Annotated in this window: 20 protein-coding genes and 2 pseudogenes; 10 read left to right on the top strand and 12 right to left on the bottom strand. The window is 69.7% G+C overall.

The window, feature by feature from the left end; genetic code table 11:
- Window positions 1–981: an NAD(P)H-quinone oxidoreductase gene (locus tag ACWIHT_RS33380; RefSeq protein WP_456172037.1), complete on the top strand. Its 981-nt coding sequence runs from the start codon at window positions 1–3 to the stop codon at window positions 979–981.
- Window positions 982–998: 17 nt separating this feature from the next.
- On the opposite strand, the gene ACWIHT_RS33375 is transcribed toward ACWIHT_RS33380, so the two are convergent.
- Window positions 999–1,607: a hypothetical protein gene (locus ACWIHT_RS33375; RefSeq protein ID WP_456172036.1), complete on the bottom strand. Its 609-nt coding sequence runs from the start codon at window positions 1,605–1,607 to the stop codon at window positions 999–1,001.
- Window positions 1,608–1,723: 116 nt separating this feature from the next.
- Between ACWIHT_RS33375 and ACWIHT_RS33370 the strand changes: the two genes are divergently transcribed.
- Complete coding sequence (locus tag ACWIHT_RS33370) at window positions 1,724–2,263, top strand: bacterial proteasome activator family protein (protein ID WP_019073519.1); 540 nt, start codon at window positions 1,724–1,726, stop codon at window positions 2,261–2,263.
- Window positions 2,264–2,342: 79 nt separating this feature from the next.
- On the opposite strand, the gene ACWIHT_RS33365 is transcribed toward ACWIHT_RS33370, so the two are convergent.
- Window positions 2,343–3,995, bottom strand: a complete 1,653-nt coding sequence (locus ACWIHT_RS33365; protein ID WP_456172034.1) for a protein kinase domain-containing protein — start codon at window positions 3,993–3,995, stop codon at window positions 2,343–2,345.
- 321 nt (window positions 3,996–4,316) lie between these two features.
- Here ACWIHT_RS33365 and ACWIHT_RS33360 point away from each other — a divergent pair, with 321 nt between their 5' ends.
- Window positions 4,317–5,903 carry a protein kinase domain-containing protein gene (locus tag ACWIHT_RS33360; RefSeq protein ID WP_456172033.1) on the top strand — a complete coding sequence of 529 codons (1,587 nt, stop codon included), beginning with the start codon at window positions 4,317–4,319 and terminating at the stop codon, window positions 5,901–5,903.
- A gap of 105 nt (window positions 5,904–6,008) precedes the next feature.
- Here ACWIHT_RS33360 and ACWIHT_RS33355 read toward each other — a convergent pair whose 3' ends face one another.
- From ACWIHT_RS33355 to ACWIHT_RS33345, 3 genes are all read right to left on the bottom strand, one after another.
- Window positions 6,009–7,013: a phosphotransferase gene (locus ACWIHT_RS33355; protein ID WP_456172032.1), complete on the bottom strand. Its 1,005-nt coding sequence runs from the start codon at window positions 7,011–7,013 to the stop codon at window positions 6,009–6,011.
- Window positions 7,014–7,126: 113 nt separating this feature from the next.
- Window positions 7,127–7,528: a pyridoxamine 5'-phosphate oxidase family protein gene (locus tag ACWIHT_RS33350; RefSeq protein ID WP_456172031.1), complete on the bottom strand. Its 402-nt coding sequence runs from the start codon at window positions 7,526–7,528 to the stop codon at window positions 7,127–7,129.
- Window positions 7,529–7,577: 49 nt separating this feature from the next.
- Window positions 7,578–8,240 (bottom strand): response regulator, encoded by a 663-nt coding sequence (locus tag ACWIHT_RS33345; RefSeq protein ID WP_456172030.1) that lies wholly within the window; start codon window positions 8,238–8,240, stop codon window positions 7,578–7,580.
- Window positions 8,241–8,561: 321 nt separating this feature from the next.
- Between ACWIHT_RS33345 and pdhA the strand changes: the two genes are divergently transcribed.
- From pdhA to ACWIHT_RS33330, 3 genes are read left to right on the top strand one after another with little or no spacing between them, the layout of a single operon-like run.
- Window positions 8,562–9,719: a pyruvate dehydrogenase (acetyl-transferring) E1 component subunit alpha gene (gene pdhA / locus ACWIHT_RS33340; protein WP_456172028.1), complete on the top strand. Its 1,158-nt coding sequence runs from the start codon at window positions 8,562–8,564 to the stop codon at window positions 9,717–9,719.
- A gap of 1 nt (window position 9,720) precedes the next feature.
- A complete protein-coding gene (locus ACWIHT_RS33335) occupies window positions 9,721–10,713 on the top strand; it encodes an alpha-ketoacid dehydrogenase subunit beta (protein ID WP_456172027.1) in 993 nt (330 codons plus the stop codon).
- Between the two features lie 10 nt (window positions 10,714–10,723).
- The gene (locus tag ACWIHT_RS33330; protein WP_456172026.1) at window positions 10,724–12,175 is read left to right on the top strand and encodes a dihydrolipoamide acetyltransferase family protein; all 1,452 of its coding nucleotides are present in this window, start codon (window positions 10,724–10,726) and stop codon (window positions 12,173–12,175) included.
- 41 nt (window positions 12,176–12,216) lie between these two features.
- Here ACWIHT_RS33330 and ACWIHT_RS33325 read toward each other — a convergent pair.
- The 4 genes and pseudogenes from ACWIHT_RS33325 to ACWIHT_RS33310 all read right to left on the bottom strand — a co-directional run bounded on the left by ACWIHT_RS33325 (window position 12,217) and on the right by ACWIHT_RS33310 (window position 14,797).
- Window positions 12,217–12,901: pseudogene (locus tag ACWIHT_RS33325) on the bottom strand (contact-dependent growth inhibition system immunity protein).
- A 27-nt stretch (window positions 12,902–12,928) separates the two neighbouring features.
- Window positions 12,929–13,227, bottom strand: a pseudogene (locus ACWIHT_RS33320) (RNase A-like domain-containing protein).
- Between the two features lie 34 nt (window positions 13,228–13,261).
- Entirely contained in the window at window positions 13,262–13,960 is a 699-nt protein-coding gene (locus ACWIHT_RS33315; protein ID WP_456172025.1) for a hypothetical protein, read from the bottom strand.
- A gap of 81 nt (window positions 13,961–14,041) precedes the next feature.
- On the bottom strand, window positions 14,042–14,797 hold the full coding sequence (locus ACWIHT_RS33310) for a hypothetical protein (RefSeq protein WP_456172024.1): 756 nt from the start codon (window positions 14,795–14,797) through the stop codon (window positions 14,042–14,044).
- 216 nt (window positions 14,798–15,013) lie between these two features.
- On the opposite strand from ACWIHT_RS33310, the gene ACWIHT_RS33305 reads away from it, so the two are divergent.
- Both ACWIHT_RS33305 and ACWIHT_RS33300 read left to right on the top strand, forming a co-directional pair.
- Window positions 15,014–15,562 carry a DUF5753 domain-containing protein gene (locus ACWIHT_RS33305; RefSeq protein WP_456172022.1) on the top strand — a complete coding sequence of 183 codons (549 nt, stop codon included), beginning with the start codon at window positions 15,014–15,016 and terminating at the stop codon, window positions 15,560–15,562.
- A gap of 5 nt (window positions 15,563–15,567) precedes the next feature.
- Window positions 15,568–16,704, top strand: coding sequence for a DUF6183 family protein (locus ACWIHT_RS33300; protein WP_456172021.1), 1,137 nt, complete (start codon window positions 15,568–15,570; stop codon window positions 16,702–16,704).
- A 75-nt stretch (window positions 16,705–16,779) separates the two neighbouring features.
- On the opposite strand, the gene ACWIHT_RS33295 is transcribed toward ACWIHT_RS33300, so the two are convergent.
- Window positions 16,780–17,688: a D-alanyl-D-alanine carboxypeptidase family protein gene (locus tag ACWIHT_RS33295; RefSeq protein ID WP_456172020.1), complete on the bottom strand. Its 909-nt coding sequence runs from the start codon at window positions 17,686–17,688 to the stop codon at window positions 16,780–16,782.
- A gap of 289 nt (window positions 17,689–17,977) precedes the next feature.
- Here ACWIHT_RS33295 and ACWIHT_RS33290 point away from each other — a divergent pair, with 289 nt between their 5' ends.
- Together ACWIHT_RS33290 and ACWIHT_RS33285 are read left to right on the top strand one after the other, a co-directional pair.
- Window positions 17,978–18,673 (top strand): GntR family transcriptional regulator, encoded by a 696-nt coding sequence (locus tag ACWIHT_RS33290; protein WP_456172018.1) that lies wholly within the window; start codon window positions 17,978–17,980, stop codon window positions 18,671–18,673.
- Window positions 18,670–19,998 carry an MFS transporter gene (locus ACWIHT_RS33285; protein WP_456172017.1) on the top strand — a complete coding sequence of 443 codons (1,329 nt, stop codon included), beginning with the start codon at window positions 18,670–18,672 and terminating at the stop codon, window positions 19,996–19,998. The genes ACWIHT_RS33290 and ACWIHT_RS33285 overlap by 4 nt, the downstream gene beginning before the upstream one ends.
- A 39-nt stretch (window positions 19,999–20,037) precedes the next feature.
- Here the strand turns inward: ACWIHT_RS33285 and ACWIHT_RS33280 are convergent, their stop codons facing one another.
- Together ACWIHT_RS33280 and ACWIHT_RS33275 are read right to left on the bottom strand one after the other, a co-directional pair.
- Window positions 20,038–20,823: an SAM-dependent methyltransferase gene (locus ACWIHT_RS33280; protein WP_456172016.1), complete on the bottom strand. Its 786-nt coding sequence runs from the start codon at window positions 20,821–20,823 to the stop codon at window positions 20,038–20,040.
- Between the two features lie 95 nt (window positions 20,824–20,918).
- Window positions 20,919–21,743 (bottom strand): maleylpyruvate isomerase family mycothiol-dependent enzyme, encoded by an 825-nt coding sequence (locus ACWIHT_RS33275; RefSeq protein ID WP_456172014.1) that lies wholly within the window; start codon window positions 21,741–21,743, stop codon window positions 20,919–20,921.
- Window positions 21,744–21,919: the final 176 nt, after the last annotated feature.

Raw genomic sequence — 21,919 nt, 5'->3', positions numbered from 1 at the left:
ATGCATGCGATCACGATTTCCGAACCTGGTGGGCCCGAGGCGCTGGTGTGGGACGAGGTCCCCGATCCGGTGGCCGGCGACGGCGAGGTGCTGGTCGAGGTGGTGGCCACCGCGGTCAACCGGGCCGACATCATGCAGCGCCAGGGTTTCTACGACCCGCCGCCCGGCGCGTCCCGCTACCCCGGCCTCGAATGCTCCGGCCGGATCACCGAGGTCGGCCCCGGGGTGTCCGGATGGTCGGTCGGCGACGAGGTGTGCGCGCTGCTCGCGGGCGGCGGTTACGCGCAGAAGGTCGCCGTTCCGGCCGGGCAGCTGCTGCCGGTGCCGCCGGGCATCGACCTCAAGTCGGCCGCCGCGCTGCCCGAGGTGGTCTGCACGGTCTGGTCGAACGTCTTCATGGTCGCCCACCTCCGCCCCGCCGAGACCCTGCTCGTGCACGGCGGTTCCAGCGGTATCGGCACCATGGCGATCCAGCTCGGCAAGGCGGTCGGCGCGAAGGTCGCCGTCACGGCCGGTACCAAGGAGAAGCTGGACTACTGCGCCGAGCTGGGCGCGGACGTCCTCATCAACTACCGCGAGCAGGACTTCGTCGCCGAGATCGCGCGGGCCACGGGCGGTGCGGGCGCCGACGTCATCCTCGACAACATGGGCGCCAAGTACCTGGACCGCAATGTCCAGGCCCTCGCCGTCAACGGGCGGCTCGCGATCATCGGGCTACAGGGCGGCATCAAGGCCGAACTCAACATCGCCGCCCTCCTCGGCAAGCGGGCCGCGATCAGCGCGACCTCGCTGCGGGCCCGCCCGCTCGGCGAGAAGGCGGCCATCGTCGCCGCCGTACGCGAGCATGTGTGGCCGCTGATCGAGTCCGGCCAGGTCCGTCCGGTCGTCGACCGGGAGCTGCCGATGAGCGAGGCGGCGGCAGCGCACCAGGTGGTCGAGGACAGCGGCCACATCGGCAAGGTCCTGCTCGTCGCGCCGTAGGCCGGACTGGACAGGCCCTAACCCCGGCGCACCCGGAGGCCGATGAAGGCGAGGCCCAGGCCGAGTCCGATGAGGATCAGGCCGCTGCCCAGCGGGAGGATCCGCAGCACGGGCTCGGCCGGGTCCTCGGCGTGGGTGACGGACTGGTGCACGGGCTGGAGCGGTGGCGTGGACGGCACGACCGCCGCTGCCTGGGACGGCGACGCGGAGTCGGCGGGCGTCGGAGCGGCCGAAGTGCCGTCCTCGTCCGCCGTCGGCTTGGCCGCGTCCCCGTCGTCGCCTCCGTTTTCGTCCTCGTCCGCGTCTGCGCTCGGCCGAGCCGTCCGCCCCGGTCGTTCCCGTCCTTCACCGGCCTGGCTTCCGGCCCGGGAGGGCTCGGCGGAGGCGTGAGTGGGGGCCTGGGCGGGGGCTTGGGCGGGGGCCTGATCGTGGTGATCGGGACCAGCGGCGGGCTTCAGGGCGGTGGCGGAGGCGGACGCGGGTGCCGTGACCGTCGTACGGCCACCCCCGGCGCCCCCGGTACTTCCCGCTCCCACCCCGTACGCCGGAACACCCCCGTACGGATTCGCCACCGTGCCCGTGCCCAGCACAAGCAGCAGTCCCGTGGTGCGCAGCCATGGAGTCACGGGACAAGCGTCACATCGGGCAGGTTTCCCGGCATTCCGGGTTCGGGCAAACGGTGGATCACCTTACGAGGGGGGCACCACGGTGGTGAGGTGTACGGGTGCGAGAGAATGGCGGCATGGAGATGCCGAGGAACGAAAGGTCACCGGAGAAGCCTCAGATCCTGGTCGTGGGCCAGGACGGGATGGCGCTCGGTGGCACCGGGGACGAGGACTCCCGCGAGATCCCGGTGACGGAGATGGTGGAACAGCCCGCCAAGGTCATGCGGATCGGCAGCATGATCAAGCAGCTCCTGGAGGAGGTGCGTGCGGCTCCCCTCGACGAGGCGAGCCGGGTGCGGCTCAAGGAGATCCACGCCAGCTCGGTGAAGGAGCTGGAGGACGGTCTGGCGCCGGAGCTGGTCGAGGAGCTGGAGCGGCTCTCGCTGCCCTTCACGGACACGGCGATCCCGAGCGACGCGGAACTGCGCATCGCTCAGGCGCAGTTGGTGGGCTGGCTGGAGGGACTCTTCCACGGGATCCAGACCACGCTGTTCGCCCAGCAGATGGCGGCGCGGGCGCAGTTGGAGCAGATGCGCCGGGCGCTGCCGCCGGGTGTCGGTGACGGCGGCGAGGAGGGCCAGCCGGGCGGCGGCCGGGTGGGCGGTCCGTACCTGTAGAGACCCGTACAGGTAGACACCCGTTACATGTTCAAAGGGCCCGGCAGCGGTTGCTGCCGGGCCCTTCCGCGTCACGGGGTCAGGACGGGTCGCCCGTCGAGACGTTCAGCTGGATCTGGGGCATCTTCTTGGGGTCCACGTCCGTGCCGGCCGCCGGGAACTGCTCCATCACCGTGCCCTGGCCGTAGGTGTTCTCGTCCTCGGCTCTGGTCTTCACCTTCCAGCCCGCGGCCTGGAGGCAGGACTTGACCGAGTCGATGTACTTGAACTGGAAGTCCGGGATCTGGATCTCGGTGGGGTCGTTGTACGACTCCTCCGGCTCCGTGCACGCGGTCGTCTCGATCGTCTTCGTCGTGTCGCCGTCGCGGTGGCCCTCCACGGCCGTCACCGAAGCGCTCTCACTGGAACCGCTGTCGCTGCCGCCCAGGTCGTCCGAACCGCTGTCGGCCGAGCCGCTGTTGGCCGACGCCAGGCGCCCGATCAGCGCGACGATCACGACGAGAGCGACGATGACCGCGCAGATGATCACGGGCCTGTTGCTTCTGCCGCCGCCTGCGCCGGGGGTCGGCGTCGGGTGCTGCGGGTTCAGGTTGTACGGCGGCGGGGTGGAGAGGCCCTGCTGCCCGAACCCGACCGAGGCCGGCGTCTGGTAGCCCGGCTGCTGCGGATAGCCGTAGGCGGGCGAGGGCGGCGTGGGCGCCGGAGTGCCGTGGTGGTACGGGCCCGGGTACGGCGTCTGTACGGGGCCGGTGGGCGCCGGGGCCGCCTGGTCGACCGGCGGGAACACCGCGGAGCCGACACCGGAGCCGCTCTGCGCGGGGGCCCCCGGCACGATGCTCGGGGCCGCCGCGTGCAGCGAGGACGCCACCCGCAGACACTCCTCGCGCATGGACTCGGCGTTCGGGAAGCGCTCGTTCGGGTTCTTCTTCAGCGCGCGGGCGACGAGCGCGTCCACGGCCGGCGGCAGCGAACGGTTGATCGAGGAGGGCGCGACGGGCTCCTCCTGGACATGCGCGTAGGCGATGGCCAGCGGCGAGTCCGCGTCGAACGGGAGCCGCCCGGTGACCAGTTGGAACAGCATGATGCCGACCGAGTACAGGTCGCTGCGCGCGTCCACGCCGCGGCCGAGCGCCTGCTCCGGGGAGAGGTACTGCGGGGTGCCGACGACCATGCCGGTCTGCGTCATCGAGGTGACCCCGGACTGCATGGCGCGGGCGATGCCGAAGTCCATGACCTTCACGACACCGCGCTTGGTCATCATCACGTTGCCCGGCTTGATGTCCCGGTGGACCAGGCCCATCTCGTGGCTGATGTCCAGCGCCGCCAGCACGTCCGCGGTGATCTTCAGCGCCTTGTCGGCGGGCATCGCGCCGAACTGCCGTACGTCCTCGTCGAGTACGGAGCCCAGCGGGCGGCCCTCGACGTACTCCATGACGATGTACGGCATCGTCGAGCCGTCGAGCGCGTCCTCACCGGTGTCGAAGACGGAGACGATGTTGGTGTGCGTGAGCTTGGCCACGGCCTGGGCCTCGCGGCGGAAGCGCTCGCGGAAGGCCTGTTCACGGCCGAGTTCGGTGTGGAGTGTCTTGATCGCGACCTGGCGGTCGAGCACCGAGTCGTAGGCGAGGTGCACCGAGGCCATGCCGCCCTCGCCGAGCAGGTCGCGCAGCTGGTACCGGCCACCCGCCAGCGCGCGCCCCGTATACCGGCCGTGCGGGCCGTCCTGGCTCATGTTCCGTGTCCCCCATCGGCGCCGGCTCAGTGATCGAAAGTGCCATTCCCGGCCAAGTCTGCCGGAGGGCACTGACACGTCAAGCGCGGTGCCCGATCCGTGACCGTACGCGAAAGAAGAGTCGTGGAAGCGTTACAGGTGCTGTACCGGCGGTACACAGAATTTGCACGACGGCCCGTGGTACCGATTTGATGGCCGGTCCGTCTACGGACGATTCCGGCACTGATCCCGGAACGGCGGCTTGCGCCGAGCCTGTAGCGTGGCCGACGGAGACCGTGACAACACCGCGCGCACCGCGGGCAGAAACGACGGCGAGGACTGATGGCACAGCAGCACGCTCAGGGCCCGTCCGACCCCGAGGCGGCTGGCGGCGGAATGTCGGACGCACCGGAACTGTGGGGCAACGGCGGACTGGTCGGCGACGGCCGGTACCGGCTCACCCACAGACTGGGCCGGGGCGGTATGGCCGAGGTTTTCGCGGCCGAGGACGTCCGGCTGGGGCGCACGGTCGCGGTCAAGCTGCTCCGCTCCGACCTGGCCGAGGACCCGACCTCCAAGGCCCGCTTCACGCGTGAGGCCCAGTCGGTGGCCGGCCTCAACCACCACGCGATCGTCGCCGTGTACGACTCCGGCGAGGACACGGTGTCCACCGGCGGCTACGGCGCGGGCGGCGCCCAGTCCGTGCCCTACATCGTCATGGAGATCGTCGAGGGGCGCACGATCCGCGACCTGCTCCTGAACGCCGAGGCGCCGGGGCCCGAGCAGGCCCTGATCATCGTCTCCGGTGTCCTGGAGGCGCTCGCCTACTCGCACCAGCACGGCATCGTGCACCGCGACATCAAGCCCGCGAACGTGATCATCACGCACAACGGCGCCGTCAAGGTCATGGACTTCGGCATCGCGCGCGCCCTGCACGGGGCGTCCACGACGATGACGCAGACCGGCATGGTCATGGGCACCCCGCAGTACCTCTCCCCGGAGCAGGCGCTCGGCAAGGCCGTCGACCACCGCTCCGACCTGTACGCGACGGGCTGCCTCCTCTACGAACTCCTCGCGCTGCGGCCCCCGTTCACCGGCGAGACTCCGCTGTCGGTGGTCTACCAGCACGTCCAGGACATCCCGGTCCCGCCGTCCCAGACGTCGAACGGGGTCTGCCCGCCGGAACTCGACGGCCTCGTCATGCGCTCGCTCGCCAAGGACCCGGACGACCGTTTCCAGACGGCCGAGGAGATGCGCGGGCTCGTCCAGTACGGCCTCCAGATGCTCTACGACCAGGGCGGCCACACCGGCACCTGGAACACCGGCCCGGTGACCGTGGCCAACGCGCAGGGGACCCCTCCGGGGGGCTTCGCCGGCACCACCGTGATGCCCCAGGGCGACCCCTCCGGCACCGCGCAGATCCCGCAGCCGATCCTGCCGGGCGGTTACGGCAACGGCGACGACGGCGGCTTCGAGGGGCACGGCAACCACGGCAGCGGCCGGGGCAAGCTGTGGATCCTCGCGGTGCTCGCGGTGATCGCCATCGCGGCGGGCGTGGCGCTGGCCATGAACAACACCGGTAACGGCACCGGCGGTTCGGGCACCTCGCAGTCGCCGACCACCTCGCAGTCCGCGACCGACGACACGGCCAGCGAGACACCGAGCGACGAGGCGTCGGCCACGCCCTCGGACACGGAGACGGACGACAGCGGCACGAACTCCGGCTCGGGCTACACGCCGTCGAGCACGCCCTCGTACACGCCGTCCGAGACGGCCACCGAGAAGCCTTCGAGCACGCCGTCCGCGACGGCCTCCGAGGAACCGTCGGACACCCCGACCGCGTCGACCTCGTCGGACCCGACGGACACGGGCGACCCCGGTGACGACGGCGGTACCGGCACCGTCGCCGGCGCCCTGGGCGGCGGCTGACCCCCACGCACAACGACACGCGCGCGTGCACCCTGTAACAGGGGTCCACGCGCGCGTGCCGTTTTCCGTCGTCCTCCAGGAGGTTCCAGGAGGTTCTAGAGGGCTCTAGGGGGCGTACTCCGTGAAGGCCTCGCACACCGCGTCGTACTCCCGGGTCCACCACACGGCGAGCGCCGAGGCGGCCGGGAACTGGGGGTCCGCGCGGGTGTCGCCGCGTTCGTAGTGCCAGCGCAGCATCCAGAAGTCGTTGAGCCGCTCCCACCACACCCGGTGCACGGCGGCGGCCAGTTCGGACGGCGTGGCCCGCGCGGAGCGCCGGTACGCGTGCGCGTACGCCCGCACCTTGGGCAGGTCGAGCGCCCCGTCGGGCCGTACGAAGAAGATCGCGGCGGCGCGTACGGCCTCCTCCGCGCGGGGCTGTACGCCGAGCCGGTCCCAGTCGACGATCGCGGCGGGGGCGTCGCCCTTGTAGAGCAGGTTGAACGGGTGGAAGTCGCCGTGCACCCACTCCACGGAGCCCCCGCGCGGCGGGCGCCGGTCCGCGTGCCGCTCCAGGAGTTCCCGCCGTTCCAGCAGCCGGTGGCGGGCCAGTTCGTCGAAGGCGTCGGCGGGCCGGTGGCGGCGGACGTGCCCGAGCAGGTCGTCGATGAGGGCGAAGGTGTCGGCGGGGTCGGCCCCCGGCAGGCACTCCCCGCGCTGCCCCGGCATCACCCGCTCCAGGCTCGCGTGGACGACCCCCAGCAGCGCGCCGAGGCGGCCGCACTGGACGGTGGTGAGCTGGCCGCCGTGGCGGTGGCGGCCGTCGATCCAGGGGTGCAGGGCGTAGGCGTGACCGCCCACGACGGCGACCGTACGGCCGTCGCGGTCGGGCAGCGGCGGGGCGACGGGGACGCCGAGGTCGGCCAGCCGCCGGGTCGCGGCGTGCTGGCGGGCGATCGCGGCCGGGTCCGCGGTCTCGGGGTCGAAGTGGTGCTTGAGGAAGTAGCGGCCCCGGGTGGTGCGGAGCCGGTAGCCGCGGTTCAGGAGGCCCTGTTCGACGGGTTCGCAGGTGACGGCGGACCCGGCGGCGTACTGGCTGAGGAGGGCGCCCAGTGGGGGCGCGTGAGGCACGGGGGGTGGTACACGTAAGGGTGGCACGCGGCCGATGCTAGGGCACGGGACGGGCCCGTGAGCTGCGGTTTGTCACAGAAAGTCACCGGTCGGTCGTCGATGGTCGCTTTCGGTCACGGGGTGGGCCGGAAGTGCCGTTCCAGACCGCCGTCCACGGAGTGCACGGTGCCGAGCCGCGGTTCGATGCGCAGGTAGACCATCGCGTCCCGGGCCGGGCCGAAACGCTCGACCTGGTCGGCCGTCGGCTCGTGCGGCTCGCACGTGCCGATCACCTGCACGGACCACAACTCCTCGCCCGGCCCGGCCGAGTCCAGGTTGTCCGCCCCGTAGGCGACCACGCTGCCCACGCACGCGTGGTGGTGGCCGTGGCTCCGGGGCATCCGCAGCAGCAGCCTGCCGTCCTGGACGATGTGCCCGGCGAGGGCCAGGAAGGGCAGCGCCCTCAAGGTGGTGGCCACCCTGCCGTGATCGGTACGGGAGAGCAGGGCGATGGCCGGCTGTGCGTCCTCGGACATAGGACCACTGTCGGCGTATCAGGCCTCCCGGGGGAGAGGTCTTTGGTCCCTAATGGCGCTGCCGCTCGGCCTGTCTGCGCGCCACGTAGGCCGCCGCCTGCGAGCGCCGCTCCATACCGAGTTTGGAAAGCAGACTGGACACGTAGTTCTTGATGGTCTTCTCCGCGAGGTGCAGCCGCTCGCCGATCGCCCTGTTGGTGAGCCCCTCCCCGATCAGGTCGAGGATCCTGCGCTCCTGGTCGGTGAGCGCGTCGAACCTGTCGTCGGGCTCGGCGCCGCCGTTGCGCAGCCGCTCCAGGACCCGGGCGGTCGCCACCGGGTCGAGCAGCGACCTCCCGGCCGCGACATCCCGTACGGCACTCAGCAGTTCGTTCCCCCGGATGGCCTTGAGGACATACCCGGAGGCGCCCGCCATGATCGCGTCGAACAGGGCCTCGTCGTCCGCGTAGGAGGTCAGCATCAGGCACCGCACCGAGTCGTCCCGCGCGCGGATCTCCCGGCACACCTCGACGCCGCTGCCGTCCGGGAGCCGTACGTCCAGGATCGCGACATCGGGGCGCACGGCCGGGATCCGCACCAGCGCGTCGGCCGCTGTACCGGCCTCGCCGACCACCTCGATGTCGTCCTCCACGGAGAGCAACTCATGGACACCTCTGCGTACCACTTCGTGGTCATCGAGGAGAAAAACACTGATTTTTCCGTCTTCGCGCACACGCCAAGTCTCACACGCGGCCTCTTCCCGTGCCCGAGGTGACCGGGATAACGTGCCGTTGTTCCGGCCCCCTGCAAGGCTGTGACCAGGACTTGTTCCCGACTTTGCCGATTTACTTGGAAATCCAAGCAAAATCGCAGGTCAGGAGGGGTTTCACAGAATTGTGGAGCACTGGGTAACGTGCCTGTTGCAGGGCGTTCGCCGGGGCACCTGTCACGCCTGCTCCCGACGACCGCACCCATCCCTGTGCGTCCGTGGGGCGCAGGTGAGCCGCACTGGCACCCGGCGAACCCGGGGAGCCGGACCGACGGAGGAGCACACGTGACCGTGGAGAGCACTGCCACGCGCAAGCCGCGACGCAGCGCCGGAAGCAAGGCCAAGGGCGCCGACCCGGACCTCGTCCAGCTGCTGACGCCCGAGGGCAAGCGAGTCAAGAACGCGAAGACCGCCCCGTACGACAAGTACGTCGCCGGCATCACCCCCGAGGACCTCCGCGGCCTGTACCGCGACATGGTGCTCACCCGCCGCTTCGACGCCGAGGCCACCGCCCTCCAGCGCCAGGGCGAGCTGGGCCTGTGGGCCTCGCTGCTCGGCCAGGAGGCCGCCCAGATCGGCTCCGGGCGGGCCACCCGCGAGGACGACTACGTCTTCCCGACCTACCGCGAGCACGGCGTCGCCTGGTGCCGCGGGGTCGACCCGACCAACCTGCTCGGCATGTTCCGGGGCGTCAACCACGGCGGCTGGGACCCGAACACCAACAACTTCCACCTGTACACGATCGTCATCGGCTCGCAGACCCTGCACGCCACCGGCTACGCGATGGGCGTGACCATGGACGGCGCCGACAGCGCCGTCGTCGCGTACTTCGGGGACGGCGCCTCCAGCCAGGGCGACGTCGCCGAGTCGTTCACCTTCTCCGCGGTCTACAACGCCCCGGTCGTGTTCTTCTGCCAGAACAACCAGTGGGCCATCTCCGAGCCCACCGAGAAGCAGACCCGCGTCCCGCTCTACCAGCGCGCCCAGGGCTACGGCTTCCCGGGCGTCCGCGTCGACGGCAACGACGTCCTGGCCTGCCTCGCGGTCACCAAGTGGGCGCTGGAGCGGGCCCGCAACGGCGAGGGCCCGACGCTCGTCGAGGCGTACACGTACCGCATGGGCGCCCACACCACCTCCGACGACCCGACCAAGTACCGGGCCGACGAGGAGCGCGAGGCGTGGGAGGCGAAGGACCCGATCCTGCGCCTGCGCAGGTACCTCGAAGCCGCAAACCACGCGGACGAGGGATTTTTCGCGGAACTCGAAGCGGAGAGCGAGACGTTGGGCAGGCGTGTACGCGAAGCGGTCCGTGCCATGCCGGACCCGGACCGGTTCGCACTCTTCGAGCACGTGTACGCGGACGGGCACGCGCTCGTCGACGAGGAGAGGGCCCAGTTCGCCGCCTACCAGGCGTCGTTCGCGGACGAAGAAGGGGGAAAGTGACATGGCGGACACCGCGACAACCAAGAACCTGCCGCTGGCCAAGGCGATCAACGAATCGCTGCGCGCCGCCCTGGAGTCCGACCCCAAGGTCCTCATCATGGGCGAGGACGTCGGCAAGCTCGGCGGCGTCTTCCGCGTCACGGACGGCCTCCAGAAGGACTTCGGCGAGCGCAGGGTGGTCGACACCCCCCTCGCCGAATCCGGGATCGTGGGCACCGCCATCGGTCTGGCCCTCCGCGGCTACCGCCCGGTCGTGGAGATCCAGTTCGACGGCTTCGTCTTCCCGGCCTACGACCAGATCGTCACCCAGCTCGCCAAGATGCACGCCCGCTCCCTGGGCAAGGTGAAGATGCCGGTCGTCGTCCGCATCCCCTACGGCGGCGGAATCGGCGCGGTCGAACACCACTCGGAGTCCCCCGAGGCCCTGTTCGCCCACGTCCCGGGCCTGAAGATCGTCAGCCCGTCGAACTCGTCGGACGCCTACTGGATGATGCAGCAGGCCATCCAGAGCGACGATCCGGTGATCTTCTTCGAACCGAAGCGGCGCTACTGGGACAAGGGCGAGGTCAACACGGAGGCCATCCCCGACCCCCTGCACAAGGCCCGCGTGGTCCGCGAGGGCACCGCCCTGACCCTCGCCGCCTACGGCCCGATGGTGAAGCTCTGCCAGGAGGTCGCCGACGCGGCGGCCGAGGAGGGCAAGTCGCTGGAGATCCTGGACCTGCGCTCGGTGTCCCCGCTGGACTTCGACGCGATCCAGGCCTCGGTCGAGAAGACCCGCCGCCTGGTCGTGGTCCACGAGGCGCCGGTGTTCTTCGGCTCCGGCGCCGAGATCGCGGCCCGCATCACCGAGCGCTGCTTCTACCACCTGGAGGCCCCGGTGCTCAGGGTCGGCGGTTACCACGCCCCGTACCCGCCGGCCCGCCTGGAGGAGGAGTACCTGCCGAGCCTGGACCGGGTGCTCGACGCCGTCGACCGCGCTCTGGCGTACTGAGGAGAGGGTCGTGACGACGATGACTGAAGTGGAAGCGTCCGTACGCGAGTTCAAGATGCCGGACGTGGGCGAGGGCCTCACCGAGGCCGAGATCCTCAAGTGGTACGTCCAGCCCGGCGACACCGTCACCGACGGCCAGGTCGTCTGCGAGGTGGAGACCGCCAAGGCGGCGGTGGAACTCCCCATCCCCTACGACGGCGTGGTCCACGAACTCCGCTTCCCGGAGGGGACGACGGTGGCGGTGGGCACGTCCATCATCGCGGTGGCGATCGCGGGGGGCGCTGCCGCTCCCGAGGAGACCCCGGCCGCCCCCGTGGCCGCTCCCGCACAGGAGGAGGCGAAGCCCGCCGCCCGCACCCCGGTACTGGTGGGCTACGGCGTCTCCACGTCCGCGACGAAGCGCCGCCCCCGCAAGGGCACGGAGATCCCGTCCCAGGAGACGTCGGCGGCGACGGCGGCGAAGGCGGCCGTACAGACGGAGCTGAACGGCCACGCGCCGACCGTGACCTCTCCGTCCCCGTCCCCCTCCCGCCCCCTCGCCAAGCCGCCGGTGCGCAAGCTGGCGAAGGACCTGGGCGTCGACCTGGCGACGGTGACCCCGTCGGGCCCGGACGGCGTCATCACCCGCGAGGACGTCCACGCGGCGCTGGCTCCGGCACCGGAACCGGTAGTTCAGACCCCCGCTCCCGCTCCTGCCCCCGCACAGGCCCCTGCCCCTGTCCCCGCGGCCCTCTCGGTGCCCTCCGCGACGTACGACACGACCCGGGAGACCCGTGTCCCGGTCAAGGGCGTCCGCAAGGCGACGGCGGCGGCGATGGTCGGCTCGGCGTTCACGGCACCGCATGTCACGGAGTTCGTGACGGTGGACGTGACCCGCACGATGAAGCTGGTCGAGGAACTCAAGCAGGACAAGGAGCTTCAGGGCCTACGGGTGAACCCGCTCCTGCTGATCGCCAAGGCGTTGCTGGTCGCGATCAAGCGCAACCCGGACGTCAACGCGTCCTGGGACGAGGCCGCCCAGGAGATCGTCCTCAAGCACTACGTCAACCTCGGCATCGCGGCGGCGACCCCGCGCGGCCTGATCGTGCCGAACATCAAGGACGCCCACACGAAGACGCTGCCGCAACTGGCCCAGTCGCTGGGCGAGTTGGTGTCGACGGCGCGGGACGGCAAGACGTCCCCGGCGGCGATGCAGGGTGGCACGGTGACCATCACCAACGTCGGCGTCTTCGGCATCGACACCGGCACCCCGATCCTCAACCCCGGAGAGTCGGCGATCCTCGCGGTCGGCACGATCAAGCTCCAGCCGTGGGTCCACAAGGGCAAGGTGAAGCCGCGTCAGGTCACGACCCTGGCCCTGTCCTTCGACCACCGGTTGGTGGACGGGGAGTTGGGCTCGAAGGTGCTGGCTGACGTGGCGGCGATTCTTGAGCAGCCGAAGCGGTTGATCACCTGGGGATAGGCGCAGGGGCCGCGCATCTCCGCGAGTAGGAGGTGCGCGGCTCAGCTCCGTTGCGCCGGGGGCCCGTAGTCAGCGCGTGGCGCGGTCAGCCGGTCGGCGACCAGCGCGATCCAGCCGCTGGGTGAGTACGGCGCCGGTGGGTCGACCTCCATACCCAACTCGGCGAGGGCGTAGTCGGACTCGTCGAGGTCCAGGGCGATCAGTTCGTGCAGCTCGCCGACGAGGCGGGCGGCCAACTGCGGGTCGGCCGACGTCCGGTAGTCGTCGATCGCCACGTTGTGGTCGTCGAACTCGTCAGGCATGTTCTGGGAGAACCAGCCGCCGAGGAACTGACCGAGTTCCGGGAAACGGGCGTGCCATTCCCCGTGGGTGGCGGGGGCGGCCGGGGGCGGGACCTCGCCCTCCTCCACGCTGTGCTTGATGTGGTCGGCGAGGCAGTACAGCCACCGTTGGAGGTCGGATTCGGGAAGGCCGACGTCCGGGACGGCGCAGAACTCGCCGAGCCGCAGCCGGAGTCGGCCCGGCGGATTGTCGGCGTACTCCCGCAGCTGCCGCTCCGCGACGGCGAGGGCCCACGGCCGGCTGTGCCAGGTGTGGCGCAGGCAGGCGATCAGCGCCTGGCTCGGCCTGTCCGCCGTGTCGTCCGGCCGGCTGACCGGCGTAGGCGCGGATCACCTGGTCCAACTCGCCGTAGCGGCGGTCGTGTTCGAGGGGGCTCAGGGGCACGGGGATCAGCCTCTACGGATCGGGTCGTTACAGGTAGACGCGGAACGTGGCGTGTACGGCGAATCCGTGCGGCCGGGACGCGTCCCGCTTCAGGATCATCCGGGCCGCGCGTACGTCGACGGGTTCCCGTCCGGCCAGCGTCATCGCCTGGAGGAGGACCCGTCCGACCGGCTCGGGGCGGGAAGGCCATGTCGCCTCGATCGTCAGGCGGGGCGGGTAGACCGAGCCAGCCAGCGGTGTATGACCTGTTCGTTGGCGGTGACGACCTGTTGGGTGGCCCACTGGGCCGTGGTGCGGTCGAGGTAGGTGGCGGTACGGGTGCGCATGCTGAACGGGTTCCCCTGATCCGGCTCGGCGGCCCTACCGCTTCTGCCAGTGCCACAGGGGTGAGTGGGCTTCCTTCAGGTGCTCTGTGCAAAGGCGGATGAAGAGAGGGAAGAAGTCGGTGAAATCCTCACTCCCCGACCCGCCGTGCACCACGTAACTGAAGAAGTCGTCCAGCTGTTCCTCGGTATGGAAAAGGGTGAGCGCCTCCGAGCATTCAGCAACCGCTCCCGGGAGCTGCCAAGGGCATCGGGGGTGTGTCTCTGAAATGTACATAAGGATACCCTCCTCCGCACTGGCATCCTGCATTTTGTCGCTGACCGCAACGCCATCCTGGCCGAAGTAAATCGGCAGGATCTGGTCGAGGCGAGGAAAGCGAAAATGCAATTCCATTGACGTCATGGGGATTGCGTACAATTCTTCATCGCTCGACGGTGAGAGCCATTGCTCGACATAATCGGCGATCTGTCGGTAGGTAGTCGGCGTATTCGATCCGGATTCCGATTTCGGTAGGTTCTTCAGTGACCGGTGTGACCCGTCCGGGTATTGCTCGAACAAGTCCGCGACGCGTCGTAGCTCGGTCGAGATCTCGTAGATGCTCCGACCGCCGGAAACCTGGGAGTTCCAGATTCCTCGCATCATCGGGAACAGGTCGGCGCGCCACGTACTCGCGTCATCAGGGATCACTTCGGGGAATCCCGCGTAACACGAGAGGAGGAGTCTGGCGCCGGACACGCTGAAATAGTCGGCCAGATTCTGTTTATTGGATGACAAGGTCGAGCACCTGGCCCTTCTATTTGGCGACTGGCATGGATGTCAGGACAGTGAAAGGAGGATCGAGATTTTCATTAGTGTACTGTGCCAACTTCTGTGCGGATTCCAGATCTTTGAACGTGGAGGCCTGGGCGATTTTTGGCTGTCCGTAGGGCCATGTCGTTCCCGGTTTGGGGGACCCTTCAGGTCGTCGCGCAGACGTTGGGCCAACTGGTCGTCCGTCAGGCCGACATGCTTCGAGACGGTGTGGGAATTCTCCAGCCACTCCGTGGACGCCAGGTCGACTCTGTAGACCCCGTTGTCCGCGTCGCCAGGAGTGGACCACACATGGCCGGGCTTGAAGTCGGTCAGGGAACGAGACTCGAACGCCTCCGCGCGGGCTTCCTCGGCCTCGTACGTCGGAGCGCTCATGGCGGCTTCCGTCAATTCGGGGAGGAGCTTGCGCAGCCGTTCGGCGCCATCGTGAAATGCCTTGTGATACGCCTCCACGGCGACATCGCACCCACCCTTGTCCATATGTGAACGGAACGTGAGGACGATCTCGCCAAAGGTGGCATAGGCGCTCAGTTCGGTGAACTCGTCCCAGGAGAAGCCGTCCGGGACCATGTCGTGGACGGTCGCCTTCGTGGCCTCCAAGGCCAGGCGCTCCGTCGTCTTCCGGCATTTCTCGGCGGCGTCCGCGACATAGTGGAAGATCTGCTTCATGTCGTCACCGGTCTTCTTGAGGACCTCGATGACGGGGCGGCGGTCGGCGGGCGCCGTACCGGGATTGGTACGCCAGTCACGGCCGCAGGTCACGGCCGCCGGTCTGGGACGGCGGTATGGCGTTGTTCTCACCGTCACGTCGGCCGCCCCACGCGGTGGTGCCCCAGATCGACTGGCAGAAGGCGTTCATCGCGCTCTGCCAGTCGTTGTTGCCGCAAGCTCCTGGCCCTCGCGAAGGCGGACCGGGACCGTCGCAAGGTCCAGGGCTGGTGGAATCAGTACCCCCAGCTGAAGGAGCAGATGGAGTACGTGGCTCTGGAGGACGTCGTCACAGAACTCCGGATGTGGCAATTGACCTTCATTCCGGGCTTGTTGCAGACACCGGACTACGCCCGGGCTCTTGCGGTGGGCAACGGAACCTGGGAGAACCCCGACGAGATCAGCCCCTTCGTCGAGGCGCGGATCGCCCGTCAGGCGCGGCTGGTCGGCGAACACCCCCTGCGACTGTGGGCGGTGCTGTGCGAGGGGGTGTTGCGACAGTCGGTCGGTGGACGGGACATCATGCGGGCTCAGTTGGACCATCTCCTCGGAGCGGCCGAGTCGTCCAACGTACGAGTACAGGTGGTCCCGTTCACCGCAGGCGCTCATCCCGGTATGACCAGTGCCTTCACCGTGGTCTCCTTTGCGGAGCCTGGCGCCTTGGACCTCGTGCAGGCGGATACCTTCTCGACGAAGGTCTGGCTGGAGAGCGAGGCTGACGCCGCGCGTCACAACGAGGTCTTCAGCCGCATCACGCGGTTGGCGCTGACGCGGCAAGACTCCCTCAGCCTCATCGACAGTGTCCGTAAGGAGATGTAGGTCCCTTGTCCGACTTCGAGTCCGCCAAGTCCACGCACACCGGCGGTGACGCGCACGGGGGACACGGGGGACACGGGGGACCACCGCGGGGTGACGCGTCGTATCTGCGTGAGCTGGGCGAGCAGTTGGCCGACCGGCATGCGGACGCGGTCCGGCAGGTGCGGGAGTACGAGCGCCAACTGGCCCACGTGGTGCGGGTGCTGGCCTTCACCCCCGGCCGGGACAGCCTGGTCAACCTCCTCCGGTTCCTCGACGAGAAGCGCCCGTCCACCGGCAGCCCGCGCCCCCTGCTGCCCTACGTCGCCTCGGTCCTCGCGGAGCACCACCAGGTCGCCGACCTCGCGGCCGTCGTCTTCGAACCTCGCGGGCGGGAGTACCTGAACGAGCTGCGTGCCTGCCTCCTCCACGAGTTGGTCCTCCGTGGCGTGCGGACCGACACGTATCCGGCGCTGCGTTCCGCGCTGCACTTGCGCCCCCCGTGGCACGCGCTGTCCTGGCTCCCGGCGCACCGTCTCGACGTGGAGTCCGGCGCCGACTTCCCGAGGCGTTCGGTCAACGGCTCCGCCTACGGGGTGCCGAGCCAGCTGCCCGCCGAGGGGCGCGTGGACCTGCCGACACCCCGTACGTCCGAGCGGTCCGCCCTGCGCGACATGGCCACGGCGGACGTACGCGAGAGCATCGTCGCCGCCGTGCGGGCGGGCGAATGGGCCGACCACGGCGCCTGGGTGTTCGTGCTGGACGAGGCGCTCCCGCCCGAGCGCGTGCCCGCCCTGCTGCCGACCCTGCCCATGGGCTGCGTCGACGGGCTCGGCCCCATGGACCGCTTCGAGGTCGCCGTCCGCCCGCTGGAAGAGATCTGGCGGCTCCTCTTCGACACGGCGTCGATGGGCGGCATGCACGACTCGGGCGTGCACGGCGCGTACGGCCGCCTGTGGGCATGGCGTTCGATCGCGGGGCTCAGCGGGGCTCCGGCGGACGCGAGCGCGGAGGAGGTGGAGCACCTCGCCCGGCAGAGCACCTGGTTCCACTTCGAGGCCGACACGGACTGGTTCCATGGCGACATCGACTCCGACTACGGCATGGCCGCCCTCTCTCCCGACCGCCGCCGGATCGCGGTGCTGGCGGCGACGGACACCGATTAGGGACGAATAGGGGGGCGTACGACGAAGGGCCCGCCGCTGGCATGCGGCAGGCCCTCCATGAATGTGTCGGTTGCGTCAGATCGTCGCGAAGCCGTAGTTCAGGAGCTTCGTCGCGTCCGTCGCGCGCTGGGTGACGGAGGACGACGCGAGGACCGTGCCGATGACCGTCTTGCCGTTGCGGGTGGCGGCGAAGACGAGGCAGTACTTGGCCTCGGGGCCGGAGCCGGTCTTCACGCCGATGGTGCCGCTGTAGCTGCTGAGCAGGGTGTTCGTGTTGGTCCAGGCGGTCATCGTGCGGGTGCTGCCCGTCTTGGTGATCGTCTTGGCCTTGTAGGACTTCGTCTTGACGACCGTCTTGAACGTGGCGTTCTTCATCACGTTGCTGGCGAGCTTCGTCAGGTCGCGCGGCGTCGAGTAGTTGTTGCCGTTGCCGATGCCGTCGAACGAGTCGAACTTCGTGTTCGTCATGCCGAGCGTCTTCGCCGTGGAGTTCATCTTCGCGATGAACGACTTCACGCGCGCGGCCCGGGTCGAGCCCGTGCCGAACTTGTCGGCCAGCGCGTAGGCCGCGTCGCAGCCCGACGGCAGCATCAGGCCGTAGAGGAGCTGACGGACGGTGACCTTGTCGCCGACGATCAGGTGGGCGGAGGAGGCGGTGTTGGCGACGATGTAGTCGCTGTACGCCTTCTGGATGGTGACCTTGGCGTCGAGGTTGAGGTTCGACTGGGAGAGAACGACCTTCGCGGTCATGATCTTCGTCGTGGAGCCCGTCGACCGCTTGGTGTCCGCGGCCTTCGTGTAGAGCGCCTTGCCGGTCGCGTTGTTCATCACGAAACCGCCCGCGGCCACGATCGTCGGCTTCGTGACGGCCTGCGCGGGTGCCGCGGTCAGGGCGCCGGTCGCGAGCACGGCGCCTGCGGTCACGGTGACCGCGGCGGCTCTGCGGAGGCGGCTGCCCTTGATGCCGGTAATGGCAGTAATCAACTGAGGTACCCCGAATACGTTGAATGCCCCTGAGGAACGGCCCAGTTGGAGGGGGGAAAGAGAAGGGCCGCACGTGTGTGACACGTAAGTAGCACAGAAGGTTGTGCGGTTGCTGGGGCGGGTTCCCCGAAGGTGTGAAACGCCCCCGGGAACCGGCCGCCGAAACGCACCCCCATAGACGCGCCCCCGGCCCTCCTTGGTTCCGGCCGGTTCCGTCCGGTCCCGGCCGATCCCGTCCGCATCCTGGACGCCCGTCCTCATGCGTACGTGTTGTATCTATGCTGTCCTCATGCCGTACCCGTCCCCCTCCCCGTCCCTCGTCGCCACCGGTTCCGTCCCGCCCGCCGTCAAACAACCGCCCGCCGCGGACCGCGTCTACACCCACGTCAAGCAAGGTGTCCTGGACCGGCTCTACGAAGGCGGAACCCTGCTCACCGAGGGCGAGTTGGCCGAGGCCGTCGGAGTGTCACGGACACCCGTGCGCGAGGCGCTGCTGCGCCTGGAGGTCGAGGGGCTGATCAAGCTCTACCCGAAGAAGGGCGCCCTCGTCCTGCCCGTCTCCTCGCAGGAGATCGCGGACGTGGTGGAGACTCGGATGCTGGTCGAGCAGCACGCGGTCCGCAAGGTCGTACCGGCGTCACCGACCCTCATCGCCCGGCTCGAAGAACTCCTCGCGCGGCAGAAGGAACAGGCCGCCGCGGGCGATCTGGCCGGCGCCGCCGTCACCGACCGCTGCTTCCACGCCGAGATCGTCCGCAGCGGCGGCAACGAGATCCTCTCCCGCCTCTACGACCAACTCCGCGACCGCCAGCTGCGGATGGGCGTCGCCATCATGCACTCCCACCCCGACCGCATCGCCAAGACGCTCACCGAGCACGAGGCGATCCTCGACGCGCTGCGCACCGGCGACGCCGAGGCGGCCGTGGAGATCGTGCACCAGCACGTCGACTGGTTCTCCCACCTGGCCCGGGGCGAGGTCCGATGAGCAGCAGCAGTAGTTCGAGTTCCGCTCTCTCCCTGCCCGGTGATCCCCCCGGCGGCCGCCGCGCCCTCGCCGTGTGGGGCATCGGCGTCTCCGTCTACTTCGTCGCCGTCATCTTCCGTACGTCCCTGGGCGTGGCCGGACTCGACGCCGCCGAGCGCTTCCACGTCAACGCCTCCGCCCTCTCCACCTTCTCGATCCTCCAACTCCTGGTCTACGCGGGCATGCAGATACCCGTGGGCCTGCTCGTCGACAGCCTCGGCACCAAGAAGGTGTTGACCATCGGGGTGGTGCTCTTCACCGCAGGCCAGCTCGGCTTCGCCTTCTCCCCCTCCTACGGCACCGCCCTCGCCTCCCGCGCGCTGCTCGGCTGCGGCGACGCGATGACGTTCATCAGCGTGCTGCGGCTCGGCACCCGCTGGTTCCCGGCCCGGCGCGGGCCGATGGTCGCGCAGCTCGCGGGCCTCGCGGGAATGGCCGGAAACCTCGTCTCCACCCTGGTGATCGCCCGCCTGCTGCACGGCATCGGCTGGACGGCCGCCTTCGCGGGCAGCGCGCTCGCCGGGGTCGTAGTCCTCGTCCTGCTGCTGCTCTTCCTGAAGGACCACCCGGAGGGGCACGAGCCGGAGCCGTTCCCGCACCGGGGCGCGGCCTACGTCCGCCGCCAGATCGCCGCCTCCTGGCGCGAACCCGGCACCCGCCTGGGCCTGTGGGTGCACTTCACCACCCAGTTCCCGGCGATGGTGTTCCTGCTCCTGTGGGGCCTGCCGTTCCTGGTCCAGGCCCAGGGCCTGTCCCGCGCCACCGCCGGCGAACTCCTCACCCTCGTCGTGCTGTCCAACATGGTGGTGGGTCTCGTCTACGGCCAGATCGTCGCCCGGCACCACGCGGCCCGGCTGCCGCTGGCGCTGGGCACGGTCGGCGCTACGGCGTTCATCTGGGCGGTCGTTCTCGTCTACCCCGGCGAGCACGCGCCGATGTGGCTGCTGATCGTGCTGTGCGCGGTGCTCGGCTCCTGCGGTCCCGCCTCGATGCTGGGCTTCGACTTCGCCCGCCCGGCCAACCCGCCGGAACGTCAGGGCACCGCCTCCGGAATCACCAACATGGGTGGTTTCACGGCCTCGATGACGACGCTGTTCGCGGTCGGCGTCCTCCTCGACGCGACCGACGACAACTACTCGATCGCCTTCTCGGTGGTCTTCGTGCTCCAGGCGCTCGGCGTCAGCCAGATCCTGCGGCTACGGCGCAGGGCGGCCCGCCGCGAACGCGAACGCCTCGTGGCGAGCCGGGTGGAGACAGTCCACGTGCCGCACGCGAGCCACCCTTAGCAAGGGGCCAGAGACCCCTGACAAGGGATCAGGCAGGGATCAGGCAGGGATCAGCGTCAGATAGGCGAGGCCCAACACGCCCCGGTAGCCCATCCATTGGGCCCGGTGCCGGTCGAGGCGCTCGCGGGTCGCGGCGGCCAGCGGATGGTCGCCGTGCCCGGCGAGCCACACCTCCACGTCCGCCTGGTACCCCGCCTCGAACTCCTCCCACTCGTCCAGGTTCGCCGTCTCGACCCACTCGGGACGGAACCCGGCCGCCACCGCCAGGTCGACCAGCGTCGCGAGGTCGAGATGGTCGTCGGCGGAGGCCTCCGGCCACATGCGCGCCAACTCGGCCGCCGTCGGCGGACGTTGCCAGAACCCCTCGCCGAGCAGCACCCGCCCGCCATCGGCGACGAGCCGCCGCAACGCGCGCAAAGCCTTGGAGATCTCGGGAGCGAGGGCCTGGCTCGCACCCACGCACAGCACCAGATCGGCCGGCCCGCGCGCCGTCCCCACGGCCGACTCCGCCACGAACGCGACCCGCTCCGCGAGCCCCCGCGCCTCGGCACCACGCCGCCCGCGCGCCAGATCCCGCACGTCCAGGTCGACCCCGGTACCCCGTGCCTCCGGTACGGCGGTCAGCACCCGGAGCATCAACTCGCCCCAGCCGCACCCCAGATCGAGCACCGTCCGCGGCGCCGAACCGGCAAGCCGCCGTACGATCCGGGTCGCCCGCTCCTCGGAGAGGGGACCGTGGAAGATGAGCCGGGTGAGGCGGGGCGGACCGTCGCCGGGCTCGGCGTTCTCCGCGCTGTCGGTTCTGGTGGACGTCACGTCAGACATGCGGCGGAGGCTAGCCGCGGACGGCCGGCCACCGACAACGAATTCCCGCTCCCGGTGACTGACTTGGGTGTGTTACCTCGACTGACTTGGGTGTGTTACTTCGTGACCGCGAAGTTGCGCAGTATCGACGCCGCCAGCTCCGGATCGCCGTCCGCCTTGACGCGGTCCGACACCGATTCGAGGGGGACCCGCCCGCACGCCAGCCGGACGTACGTCTCCCAGTCGAGGATCAGGGTCGCGGCGGGGCCGAGCGCGGGGGCCGTCTCCAGGGAGCCGCGGCCCTGGATGTCGACGCGGATCGTACGGAGGAACTCGATCGGACCGTGCACGTCGAAGACGACCGCCGAACTGCGCGGTGCGCCCGAGTCCTCGGCGACCACCTTCGGGAGCTCGGCGAGCAGCACGTCACGGGCGATGTGCGCGCCGGGCGAGTCGAGGTTGCCGGGGCGGCCGAGGGCGGTACGCAGGTCCTGCTCGTGCACCCAGATGTTGAACGCGTGGGTGCGCATGGACTCTTCGAGCGTGACCTCGGTGCTGACATGACCGCGGACCGTCCGGCCCGGCTCCCGCGACTCGTTGCGCAGCTGCCGGTTGCGCCGGATGATCGTGTACTCCAGCTCCGACGTCATCTCCGGCGCCGTGTGGTGGCGGCGGACGTCGACCTGCATCTCCATGTACCGCTGGTGCTCGTTGGTGACGTGGTAGAGGTCGCGCGGGAGGGTGTGGATGGGGCGCGGGTCGCCGAGCATCTCGTTGTCCAGCCCGATGACGTGCGAGACCACATCGCGCACCGACCAGCCCGGGCACGGCGTTCGCCGGTTCCACTCTCCCTCCACGAGCGGGGTCACCAGCTCGGATATCGCTTCGATGGAGTGGGTCCAGGCGTCGGCGTAGGGCTGGAGAGTGGGATGCAGACTCACGGAACGGGACCCCTCGGCGGTCGGTACAGGTCGGTACAGGTCGGGTGGCAGGCGTCGTTGCCAGCGGGAGGTGGCTGTCGGCGGGCGTCTTGGAACGCTAAGTTACGCTGCTGTGAGGCAGCCCGGCAGTGCTTTCGTGTGACGATCGTAGGCCCGTGTGAACGGCTTGAATGCCA

The organism is Streptomyces sp. NPDC002276, from assembly GCF_053891435.1.
This window is presented reverse-complemented; position numbering and strand designations above follow the sequence as displayed.